Genomic DNA, 11,165 nt, shown 5'->3' on the forward strand with positions numbered 1-11,165 from the left:
GAACTACCGCTCAATCCTGCGCTGTCACCACCCCCATCGCCGGATCGCTCACCGTATGCCTGCCGGTCTCCACCCGCCCCGCGAAGCGTCGATAGAAGGCCGGGTCGCTGTCGCACGTCACCGCGAAGTCATACCACTGCCCGCTTTCCTCCAGCGACCAGTGCACGGATTTGTCGCCGTTGGCGCCGACGGTGACCGGCCACGGGCCATCGGTCCGGTACGCGAGCGCCTGGATGCTGAAGTGGCAGGCTTTGCGGGCGGCGTTGATCAGGTCGACATAGACATCGCCGTTGGCAATGTCGTAGCAGACGCGGATCTCCGGTGCGATGCCGGTGTCGCCGATGCGGTTGGTATCGCCGCGGAAATGTCGGTGGAAGCCGTTGGGGCCCAGCACCCACAGGTCGTATTGCCCGGCGTTGTCCTGGAACACGTTCCAGGTGTCGCTCAGGGACTTGCCGGCTTCCACGACATAGCGGCGCGGAATGCGGCCCAGCTGGTAGCGGTCGTAGACGTGGAACACCGCGGCTTGCGTGCCGGTGTTGGCGAACACCAGTTCGACCTGCCCCACGGCGCTGCAGCGCGCGCTGGTGTGCAGCTCATACGGCAGCGCGCGTGACGGGCGGGTGCCGGTGGCTTGCAGCGGCAATTGCATGTCGACTGGCAGCGGCACCGCGGGCAGGGCCTGCTGGGCCTGGCGCAGCTGGTCGGCACCGCTGCGCGTGGTGCGCCCGCCCAGCGTGGGCAGGGTTTCCGAGTTGGGCGTCTTGAAGTTGAACGCGCTGGTCAGGTCGCCGCAGACGGCGCGGCGGAAGGGGCTGATGTTGGGTTCTGCCACGCCGAACCGCGCTTCCAGGAAGCGCAGCACGGAGGTGTGGTCGAACACCTGGGAATTGACCCAGCCGCCACGGCTCCATGGCGAGATCGCGTAAAGCGGCACGCGCGGCCCGGGCCCGTACACGCGGCCGTCGGCAGCAGGCTGGGTCCTGCTGCCCGGTGGCGCCGGATGGTTGAAGTATTCGGCCTGCATCTCGGCATTGCTCAGCGTCGCCTTGCCGGCCAGCGTCTTGTCGGGGTTCACCGACGGCGCCGAGGGGGAGGGGACGTGGTCGAAGTAGCCGTCGTTCTCGTCGAAGTTGACCAGCAGCACGGTCTTGCTCCAGACCTCGGGCACGGCGGTCAGCGAGTCCAGCACTTCCTGCAGGAACCACGCGCCCTGGACCGGGCTGGACGGGCCGGGATGCTCGCAGTAGATCGACGGCGCGTTGATCCACGATACCTGCGGCAGCCTGCCTTCCTTGATGTCGCGGCGGAAGGCGTCGAGGTATTCCTCGGGTCTGGTGCCGGGCAGAGTGTTGGCCACGCCCTTGTATAGCGGATTGGCGGCATTGTCGGTGGCCGCATCGTAGGCGTGGTAAGGCAGCGGCTGGCCGGTGTTGGCGTAGGGCGCGCCCGGCGCGCCGCCGCTGGATACCGGAAAGCCCGACGCCAGGTTGGCCTTGCGGAACTGCTGGAACGCGCCCAGCATGTTGTCGCCCCATTCGTCCGGCATGTTCTGGTAGCAGATCCAGCTGATGCCGGCTGCTTCCAGCCGCTCGGCGTAGGTCTTCCAGGTGTAGCCGGTGTTGGCCGACGCGGGCAGGCCGTCGATCGCATCCCACTCATTGTTGACGAAGGCCACGTTGGCAGCCGTCGGGCCGTTGGTGCCGGTCAGGTGGAATGAACGGTTCGCGTCAGTGCCCGTATGCATCGAGCAGTGGTACGCGTCGCACAGCGTAAATGCATTGGCCAGTGCGAACTGGAACGGGATCTCCTTCTCCTTGAAGTAGCCCATCGAGGTATTGGTCTTGTACGTCGGCCAGTTCGCCATGCGGCCGTGGTCCCAGGCTTGCTGGCTGTCCACCCAGGCATGCGGCGTGCCGGCCGCGCGCTGCGCGTTGTTGTTGGTGCCATCCAGGTGATACGGGGTCAGCACGGCGCCGTTGGCGCGCTGTTGCTGCCATACCTTGCGCGCATTGGGCAGCGGGATGGTGAAGCGGTCGCCGAACCCGCGCACACCCTTGAGCGTGCCGAAGTAGTGGTCGAAGGAACGGTTCTCCTGCATCAGGATCACCACATGCTCGACATCCTTGATGGTGCCGGTGGCATTGTTGGCCGGGATGGCCAGGGCCTTGCGGATGCTGGGCGGGAACGCGGCCAGCGCGGCGGCGGCGAAGCCGGTGCCGGCTGCGGCTTGCAGGAAGTTGCGGCGAGAGACCATGGTCTTGTCGGATGGCGTCGGGACTTGCGTTGTCAGGGGGCGCAGCGGATCACGGGGTCGGGCCGCTGGTCCGGCTTCTTGCCGGGCTGTTCCGGTTGTGCGTTCGGCGTGACAGTCGCACTCGGCGACAGGTTGCCGCCGCCGTCATCGCCACCGCATGCGGTGAGCAATGCCGCCGCGATCAGGGTCGCGGCCAGGGTTCTTGGGAGTTTGCAGGGGAGCATCGGGTTCGCCTGGCTGGGTGGGTGTGGCGGCTGCTGGGAGCCGGAGCCAGGCGAGTGTAGGAAGGCGGGGTGACGTGCCGATGACAGAATGTCCAACGCCGATCCTGCCGTCCGCCGGGCGGACGGCAGGCACGATGGCTACTTCCAGAAGCCCGCGTGCGGTGCCGCGGCTTCGTCCTCGAGCACTGGCCCGACCACGTCCACCCGGCGCTGCCCGCGCGCGAACACTTCGCGGCAAGGCAGCGAGAAGGTCGGGTTCTCCGGATGGTCGCCGGTCAGGCCCAGCAGCTTGTGCTCTGACAGCGCATAGACCACGCGCCCGATGCCGGTCCAGTAGATCGCGCCGGCGCACATGCAGCACGGCTCCGCGCTGGTGTAGAGGGTGCAGTCGGCCAGTTGCTCCGGCGGCAGCGCACGCGCGGCCTGCGCGGCGGCGACCAGTTCGGCGTGCTGGGTCGGGTCGCCCTCCGGAGGCATCGAGTTGTTGCCGGCGCTGGCGATGATATTGCCGGCCTGGTCGGCCACCAGCGCGGCGAACGGATGGCGGCCGCGGGCCCTGGATGCATCGGACAGTGCGATCGACTGGTGCAGCAGTTCCAGGTCGAGCGGCGAGAGTTCGGCGCCGGACGGGTCTGTGATTCGGGTCATGTTTGGGGGTCTCCGGTTTGGGGGAAAGGGATCAGGATTGGGTGGGTTCTTCGGCTTGCGCCGGCAGCAGCGGCGCTTCCGTGCCGGCCTGTGCGGCGCTGCCGTTGAGCGGATTGGGCAACGCCGGCCGGGTTTGCCGGGATTTGTGATCCCTCGGTTGTTGCAGCATCATCTCCGCAACTTCTTCGGTACAACAAATCAATACCTATCGATCCAGTCGATGGGTCGCGGGAGGATGGCCATGCGTTTTTCGCTGGACCAGTTGCAGGTATTCGCCCTGGTGGTTGAGACAGGCTCCTTTTCCGCCGCCGCGCGGCGCCTGGGCAAGACCCAGTCCACGGTCAGTGCGGCGGTGTCCAACCTGGAGATCGACCTCGGCGTGCCGCTGTTCGACCGCAGCAGCCGCAATCCGGCGCTGACCGGGGCCGGCCGCAAGCTGCTGACCGAGGCCGAAGCCGTGCTGGAGCGCTGCCTCTCGCTGCAGGCCCATGCCGCCAGCCTGGCCGATGCCAACCCGCCCGGGCTGACGCTGGCGATCGAAATCCCGTACCACGCGGTGATGCCGGTGCTGGCCGAATTCGAGCGGGAGTTTCCGTATGTCGACCTGACCATCCGCAATCCGGTCTACGGCGATGTCAGCGAACTGGTGCTGCAGGGCGAGGCCGAGCTCGGCATCGCCTTCGCGCAGCCGCACTACGCGCCGGAACTGGCCTTCGTGCAGTTGGGCAAGCTGATCATGGTGCATGTGGTGCACCCGGGACACCCGCTGGCCGGGCGCGAGCAGGTCTCGTTTGCCGACCTGCACGCCTATCGGCGCCTGGCCTTCAGCGCGCATGCCGACAAGCTGCCCACCAGCGAATACCTGCGCGCAGCGCGGGTGTGGCGCGCCGAAAGCTACCTGGCGCTGGTCGAAATGGTGAAAAGCGGGCTGGGCTGGGCCACGCTGCCGCGGCAACTGGTGCGCGCGGCGCTGGAGCGCGGCGAACTGGTGGAACTGGACCTGGCGGCCTATCCGTACACGGACTGGCTGGTCAGCGTCGACCTGATCTGGGCGAAGTCGGGCCGGCCGCAGGGCCGGACCGAGCAGTGGCTGCGGCAGCGCTTCCGGGAAAACATGGTGTTCGAGGTCGACCGGCGCGGGCAGCGGACCACCCGCTGAGGGCGTGGCGATGGACTATGGTAGTCAGACGCAATCGCGCGTTTGATCCGATTCGCCCGATTCAATCTGACCAGGAGTGAAGTCCATGTCCTATATCGACGGATTTGTACTGGCCGTTCCCCAGGCCACTCGCGAGACCTACCGCCAGGTGGCGCAGAAGGCAGCCGCGGTGTTCAAGGAGCACGGCGCGCTGAAGGTGGTGGAATGCTGGGGTGACGATGTACCGGAAGGCAAGGTCACGTCCTTTACGATGGCGGTGCAGCGCAAGGAGGATGAAGCGGTGGTGTTCTCGTGGATCCTGTGGCCATCGCGCGAGAAGCGCGACACCGGCATGAAGGCGGCGATGGCAGACCCGCGCCTGAAGGAAGGCATGGATCCGATGCCGTTCGACGGCCAGCGGATGATCTTTGGCGGCTTCGAGGTGATTGTCGACGAATGAGCGCGCCGGGCGCCGGCGTGGCAGCGCCGGCGCGCAGGCAAGCGGGTTCAGATCAGGTGGAAGACCATGCCCAGGGCAATCGCGCCGCCCAGGGTTTCCACTGCTGCGAGGGCGAGAAGGTTCTTCAGTACGAAAGCGTCTTCTTTCTTCGTCACCATGGTCTGTCTCCCGGTCATTGGACTTGTTCTGAGGCACCATCGGCTGCGGCGATCCGGCGTTTGCGGTGCCAGGCCGTCGATGTGAGTCCAGTAGACCGCATCCGGCCGCTGGCCGGAAGCTGGCGAAAACCCGCTCGGCGAAAACCCGGATTCCTTCAGGAATGTGACAGGGCCATGATTGACAGGCTTCGCAGGGCGCGTTTGCGGCCTGCCGGCAACGCGGCATGGCAATGGCCCACATTTGGGGGATGCCCGCAGTAGCGCGATGCGCCAAGATCAAGGCGTGGGTGGTCGAGCAGATTGCCCCGCTACCATTTGAGCCCCGCTGCCTCCCCGGCACGCGGGGCTTTTCTACATGGGCCGCAGGCGCCTCAGCGCGCCTGCAGGATGGTTTCGATGCGGGCGGCGGCCTCGCGCAGCGGCTCCAGGAAGCGCGTCTCCAGCTGGGCCTGGTCACGGCTGCCCAGCACCATGCTGAAGCCCAGCCCGGCCACCGCCTTGCCGGCCTGGTCGCGCAACGGCACCGAGATCCCGGCATAGCCGTCCACCAGCTCGCTCACCAGCACACAGTAGCCGTCGGTGCGCACCTGCCGCAGCGTGCGCGCCAGCGCCGTGCGCGAGCTGACCGTGAACGGCGTCAGCTTGCGCAGCGTGGCGCCTGCCAGGTAGGCCTCGAGCGCGTCATCGTCCAGGCCGGCAAGCAGCACGCGGCCAAGCGAATGCGCATAGGCCGGCATGCGCCGCCCCAGCGCCATGTCCACGCGCAGCAGCTGGCGCGGCTCCTCGCGCGCCACCAGCACCACGGATTCCGCATCGAGCACGCCCACCGAGCAGCTTTCGCCCAGGGACTCGCACAGCCCCTGCAGGTAGGGCCGTGCCATCTGCGGCAGGCTCATCGAGGCAAAGTAGGCATAGCCGAGCTCCATCACCCGCGGCGTCAGCGCAAAGTGGCGGCCGTCCTGCGCCACGTAGCCGTTGTGCTCCAGGGTCAGCAGCAGCCGGCGCGCGGCGGCGCGGGTCACGTCGAGCTGCTCGGCGACGTCCTGCATGGTCAGGCGTTCCGCGCCGGCGGCGAACAGGCGCAGCAGCGCCAGGCCCTTGCTCAGCGATTCCAGCAGTTCGTCTTTCTTGGCGGCTTCTGCTTGCGGCATTTCGGCTCAATACGGGGAAATGGAGGGGGAATCACATGATTCTCCATGCCGATCCGGACTTGCGCCAGCGGCCGGCATGTCCGTATGATAGCGTTTTCCGAACAAATGTTCGCAAAACAAGATTCACGGAAAAACGTGCCGTCACTGATGCGGGACGGCACAACGAAACCGGAGACAGCGATGAAGGTGATCACCGCACGCGAAGCGGCGGCACTGGTGCAGGATGGCTGGACCGTGGCCAGCGCTGGCTTTGTCGGCGCCGGCCATGCCGAGGCCGTGACCGAGGCGCTGGAGCAGCGCTTCCTGCAGAGCGGGCTGCCGCGCGACCTGACGCTGGTGTACTCGGCCGGGCAGGGCGACCGCGGCGCGCGCGGCGTGAACCACTTCGGCAATGCCGGCATGACCGCCAGCATCGTCGGCGGCCACTGGCGCTCGGCCACGCGGCTGGCCACGCTGGCCATGGCCGAGCAGTGCGAGGGCTACAACCTGCCGCAGGGCGTGCTGACGCACCTGTACCGCGCCATCGCCGGCGGCAAGCCCGGCGTGATGACCAAGATCGGCCTGCACACCTTCGTCGACCCGCGCACCGCGCAGGATGCGCGCTACCACGGCGGCGCCGTCAACCAGCGCGCGCGCCAGGCCATTGCCGAGGGCAAGACATGCTGGGTCGATGCGGTCGACTTCCGCGGCGAAGAATACCTGTTCTACCCGAGCTTCCCGATCCACTGCGCGCTGATCCGCTGCACCGCGGCCGACACCCGCGGCAACCTCAGCACGCATCGCGAAGCCTTCCACCATGAGCTGCTGGCGATGGCGCAGGCGGCCCACAACTCGGGCGGCATCGTGATCGCGCAGGTGGAAAGCCTGGTCGACCACCACGAGATCCTGCAGGCCATCCACGTGCCCGGCATCCTGGTCGATTACGTGGTGGTCTGCGACAACCCCGCCAACCACCAGATGACGTTTGCCGAGTCCTACAACCCGGCCTACGTGACGCCGTGGCAGGGCGAGGCAGCGGTGGCCGAAGCGGAAGCGGCGCCGGTGGCTGCCGCCCCGCTCGACGCGCGCACCATCGTGCAGCGCCGTGCGGTGATGGAGCTGGCGCGCCGAGCGCCGCGCGTGGTCAACCTGGGCGTGGGCATGCCGGCAGCGGTCGGCATGCTGGCGCACCAGGCCGGGCTGGACGGTTTCACGCTGACCGTCGAGGCCGGCCCCATCGGCGGCACGCCCGCGGATGGCCTCAGCTTCGGTGCCTCGGCCTACCCGGAGGCGGTGGTGGACCAGCCCGCGCAGTTCGATTTCTACGAGGGCGGCGGCATCGACCTGGCCATCCTGGGCCTGGCCGAGCTCGATGGCCACGGCAACGTCAACGTCAGCAAGTTCGGCGCAGGCGAGGGCGCATCGATTGCCGGTGTCGGCGGCTTTATCAACATCACGCAGAGCGCGCGCGCGGTGGTGTTCATGGGCACGCTGACGGCGGGCGGGCTGGAAGTCCGCGCCGGCGACGGCGGCCTGCAGATCGTGCGCGAAGGCCGCGTGAAGAAGATCGTGCCGGAGGTGTCGCACCTGAGCTTCAACGGGCCCTATGTGGCGTCGCTTGGCATCCCGGTGCTGTACATCACCGAGCGCGCGGTGTTCGAGATGCGCGCTGGCGCAGATGGCGATGCCCGCCTCACGCTGGTCGAGATCGCCCCGGGCGTTGACCTGCAGCGCGATGTGCTGGACCAGTGCGCAACGCCCGTGGCCGTGGCGCCGGACCTGCGCCAGATGGATGCGCGGCTGTTCCAGGCCGGGCCCCTGCACCTGTAATCATTCGTGGCCGGCGGCGCAAGCACCGCCGCCATTGGCATCAAGCAGACGGGCCGGCCAAGACCGGTTCGCGAGGAGGCACGCCAGGATCTGTCATGACGTTACTGAACCGCTGTCGCTTCATCCCGGCGCGGCCCTGAGCCGCGCATCGGTTTTCGATCTATCGCGATCTACCGCAGGACTTAGCCATACCATGCAGAGCACTAGCCGCCGTACCTTCCACCGTCACTTCGCGCGCCGCCTGGGCACCGCCTTCCTGACCACCGCGCTGCCGCTCGCCGCCGCGCCGGCCTTTGCCGAGGCCTATCCCGGCAAGGCGATCCGCCTGGTGGTGCCGTTCCCGCCGGGCGGCCCGACCGACACCGCCGCGCGCATCATCGGCCAGAAGATGAGCGAATCCCTCAAGCAGCCGGTGGTGGTGGACAACCGTCCCGGCGCCTCCGGCACCATCGGCGCCGAGAACGTCGCCAAGAGTCCCGCCGACGGCTACACGCTGCTGGTGCTGGCCACGCCCACGCTGCTGGCGCCGCACCTGATCAACCGCAAGGGCTACGACCTCTTCAAGGACTTCACGCCGATCGGCGCGGCCTATGACCTGCCCATCGTGATGGTGGTCAACCCGCAGGCGATGCCGGACGTGACCAGCCTGCAGCAGTACATCGCCAAGGCCAAGGCCAAGCCCGGCGCGCTGAACTACACCAGCGCCGGCAATGGCAGCTTCGGCCACCTGTCGACCGAGCTGCTGAAGAACCTGGGCCACTTCGACGTGCAGCACGTGCCGTACAAGGGCAGCGCGCCCGCCATCTCCGACCTGCTGGCGGGCCAGGTGCCGATGATGTTCTCGGACATGATCGCCGCGCTGCCGCACATCAAGGCCGGCAAGCTGCGCCCGATCGCGGTGGGCTCCGCCAAGCGCGTGAGCTTCACGCCCGACGTCAAGACGGTGGCCGAGCAGGGCTTCCCGGGCTTCGACGCCACTGCCTGGGGCGGGCTGCTGGCGCCGGCCGGCACGCCCAAGGAGGTGGTGGCCACGCTGTCGGCCGAGCTGAAGAAGGCGCTGGCCGATCCGGCCGTGCAGCAGAAGATGCTGGGCGCCGGCACGGTGGCCGCCTATATGCCGCCCGAGCAGCTGGCCGCGCGCATGAAGGCCGACTACAGCAAATGGGGCAAGGTGATCCAGGACAATGGCATCCGTGGCGACTGAGTGATTCGGATGCCGCTCCGGTGGCCCGGCTGAAGCTCAGGCGGGCTGCTGCCCTTGCGGCTGGCTGGCCGGCAGCGCCGGCAAGGGCAGCGCCGGCTGGCAGGCGGCCGCGGCCAGGCCAAGGAACTGGCTGGAGGTGCGCAGGAACTGCTGGCAGGTCTGGCGGAAAAGCTCGAAGTCCATGTAGGTCTCGGTGAGGTGGGGTGGCGCGGTCCGGCCGTGGCCGCCGCGCCGCCGGCATCTTGCGTGGCGGATATGACAGTTTCTTGAAATCCCGCCAGCCTGCGCCGCCATCTGTCGCACCAGTCGCACGGCGCTGCCAGAATGCCCACTGTGCTGGCAGAGGTGCTAAAATCTAAGTCTTTGATTCTCTTGGCCAAATGCTGCAGCCAGCTTGGCCGTGCCGGAACCCTCCCGGCGCCAGGCGAGAGTCAGGGCGAGATGAGTTCCAGACGCGTATCCGTTTGTGCCGGGTTCGCCTCCCGCCAGACACCGATACCCATGACCACTACGAACGCACCAGAAGCCACTACCGCGGGGCAGACCGCCGTGCAGACATTCGACAGCTTCGGCCTGGACGCGCGCATCCTGCGCGCCTTGTCCGAACAGGGCTACACCACGCCCACCCCGATCCAGGCACAGGCCATCCCGGTCGTGCTGATAGGCAAGGACATGATGGGCGCCGCGCAGACCGGCACCGGCAAGACCGCGGGCTTCGCGCTGCCGATCATCCAGCGCCTGCTGCCGCTGGCCAATGCCAGCGCCTCGCCGGCGCGCCACCCGGTGCGCGCGCTGATGCTGACCCCCACGCGCGAACTGGCCGACCAGGTCTATGACAACGTCGCGCGCTACGCCAAGCACACCGACCTGCGCAGCACCGTGGTGTTCGGCGGCGTCGACATGAACCCGCAGACCGATGCCCTGCGCCGCGGCGTGGAGATCCTGGTGGCAACGCCCGGCCGCCTGCTGGACCACGTGCAGCAGAAGTCGGTCAACCTGTCGCAGGTGCAGATGCTGGTGCTGGACGAAGCCGACCGCATGCTCGACATGGGCTTCCTGCCGGACCTGCAGCGCATCATCAACCTGCTGCCGGCACATCGCCAGACGCTGCTGTTCTCGGCTACGTTCTCGCCGGAAATCAAGCGGCTGGCCTCCAGCTACCTGAAGCACCCGGTCACCATCGAAGTGGCGCGCAGCAACTCGACCAACGAGAACGTGCGCCAGATGGTGTACCTGGTCGAAGACGGCCACAAGCAGGCGGCGGTCGTGCACCTGCTCAAGCAGCGCGCCGAGCAGGGGCTGTCGCGCCAGTGCATCGTCTTCGTCAACAGCAAGATCGGCTGCTCGCGCCTGGCGCGCCATTTGGAGCGCGAGGGCATCAACGCCGCCGCCATCCACGGCGACAAGACCCAGACCGAGCGCATGCAGACGCTGGAAGGGTTCAAGAGCGGCACCATCGACGCGCTGGTCGCCACCGACGTGGCCGCGCGCGGGCTGGATATTCCCGACATGCCGTGCGTGGTCAACTTCGACGTGCCATACAGCGCCGAAGACTATGTGCACCGCATCGGCCGTACCGGCCGTGCCGGCGCCAGCGGCGATGCGCTGTCGATCTACGTGCCGGGCAATGACGAGCGCCTGCTGTCCGATATCGAGAAGCTGATCAAGCGCAGCATCCCGCGCGGCAAGCTGGAAGGCTTCGACCCGACCGGCGAGCGCGCCCGCCAGGGCGACACCGAGCGCCGCCGCGAGCGTAGCGACGTGCGTCGCGCGCGCGGCAACGGCGAGGGCGAAGAGCGTCCGCGCCGCCACGAGCACAGCGCCAACCGCCAGGTGTTCCGTGCCTCGGATGATCCGTTCTTCTCGCGCCCGTACGAGCCCAGCGCAGCCAGCGTCGCCCAGGCCAAGGCGGCCGATGAAGTGGCCGCCGCGCTGAGCCGCGGCCGCCAGGCGCCCAAGCGGCCGGTAGCTGCCCTGCTGGGCGGCGTGCCGCGCAAGTCCTGATCTGATCCTGCCGTAGCTGAAAATGGCCCGCCTGCTGAACTGACCCCGTAAAGTTGGACGGGTAAGTTAGGCCGCCAAGGGCTGAGTCCTGTATTGCACGGGGCTCAGCCCT

General features: G+C 67.8%; 10 protein-coding genes. 5 read left to right on the plus strand and 5 right to left on the minus strand.

Annotated features, from left to right (window positions below; all coding sequences use genetic code 11):
* Nucleotides 1-10: 10 nt before the first annotated feature.
* The 3 genes from AC3WLE_RS06285 to AC3WLE_RS06295 all read right to left on the minus strand — a co-directional run bounded on the left by AC3WLE_RS06285 (nucleotide 11) and on the right by AC3WLE_RS06295 (nucleotide 3,129).
* On the minus strand, nucleotides 11-2,257 hold the full coding sequence (locus AC3WLE_RS06285; protein WP_492351558.1) for a phosphocholine-specific phospholipase C: 2,247 nt from the start codon (nucleotides 2,255-2,257) through the stop codon (nucleotides 11-13).
* Nucleotides 2,258-2,289: 32 nt separating this feature from the next.
* Nucleotides 2,290-2,481: a hypothetical protein gene (locus AC3WLE_RS06290; RefSeq protein ID WP_454751400.1), complete on the minus strand. Its 192-nt coding sequence runs from the start codon at nucleotides 2,479-2,481 to the stop codon at nucleotides 2,290-2,292.
* A 138-nt stretch (nucleotides 2,482-2,619) separates the two neighbouring features.
* Nucleotides 2,620-3,129, minus strand: coding sequence for a nucleoside deaminase (locus tag AC3WLE_RS06295; protein WP_492318708.1), 510 nt, complete (start codon nucleotides 3,127-3,129; stop codon nucleotides 2,620-2,622).
* A gap of 241 nt (nucleotides 3,130-3,370) precedes the next feature.
* Here AC3WLE_RS06295 and AC3WLE_RS06300 point away from each other — a divergent pair, with 241 nt between their 5' ends.
* Nucleotides 3,371-4,288 carry a LysR family transcriptional regulator gene (locus AC3WLE_RS06300; RefSeq protein WP_492351560.1) on the plus strand — a complete coding sequence of 306 codons (918 nt, stop codon included), beginning with the start codon at nucleotides 3,371-3,373 and terminating at the stop codon, nucleotides 4,286-4,288.
* Nucleotides 4,289-4,373: 85 nt separating this feature from the next.
* The gene (locus AC3WLE_RS06305) at nucleotides 4,374-4,727 is read left to right on the plus strand and encodes a DUF1428 domain-containing protein (RefSeq protein WP_010813628.1); all 354 of its coding nucleotides are present in this window, start codon (nucleotides 4,374-4,376) and stop codon (nucleotides 4,725-4,727) included.
* A gap of 529 nt (nucleotides 4,728-5,256) precedes the next feature.
* Here AC3WLE_RS06305 and AC3WLE_RS06310 read toward each other — a convergent pair.
* Nucleotides 5,257-6,036, minus strand: a complete 780-nt coding sequence (locus AC3WLE_RS06310; RefSeq protein ID WP_492356997.1) for an IclR family transcriptional regulator domain-containing protein — start codon at nucleotides 6,034-6,036, stop codon at nucleotides 5,257-5,259.
* Between the two features lie 180 nt (nucleotides 6,037-6,216).
* On the opposite strand from AC3WLE_RS06310, the gene AC3WLE_RS06315 reads away from it, so the two are divergent.
* Nucleotides 6,217-7,845, plus strand: coding sequence for an acyl CoA:acetate/3-ketoacid CoA transferase (locus AC3WLE_RS06315; protein WP_492356998.1), 1,629 nt, complete (start codon nucleotides 6,217-6,219; stop codon nucleotides 7,843-7,845).
* A gap of 193 nt (nucleotides 7,846-8,038) precedes the next feature.
* On the plus strand, nucleotides 8,039-9,049 hold the full coding sequence (locus tag AC3WLE_RS06320; protein WP_492356999.1) for a Bug family tripartite tricarboxylate transporter substrate binding protein: 1,011 nt from the start codon (nucleotides 8,039-8,041) through the stop codon (nucleotides 9,047-9,049).
* Nucleotides 9,050-9,085: 36 nt separating this feature from the next.
* On the opposite strand, the gene AC3WLE_RS06325 is transcribed toward AC3WLE_RS06320, so the two are convergent.
* Nucleotides 9,086-9,232: a hypothetical protein gene (locus tag AC3WLE_RS06325; RefSeq protein WP_189374251.1), complete on the minus strand. Its 147-nt coding sequence runs from the start codon at nucleotides 9,230-9,232 to the stop codon at nucleotides 9,086-9,088.
* 318 nt (nucleotides 9,233-9,550) lie between these two features.
* Between AC3WLE_RS06325 and AC3WLE_RS06330 the strand changes: the two genes are divergently transcribed.
* Nucleotides 9,551-11,053: a DEAD/DEAH box helicase gene (locus AC3WLE_RS06330; RefSeq protein ID WP_176844223.1), complete on the plus strand. Its 1,503-nt coding sequence runs from the start codon at nucleotides 9,551-9,553 to the stop codon at nucleotides 11,051-11,053.
* Nucleotides 11,054-11,165 lie beyond the last annotated feature (112 nt).

It is taken from the genome of Cupriavidus sp. FW306-1B-F12B, assembly GCF_058781795.1.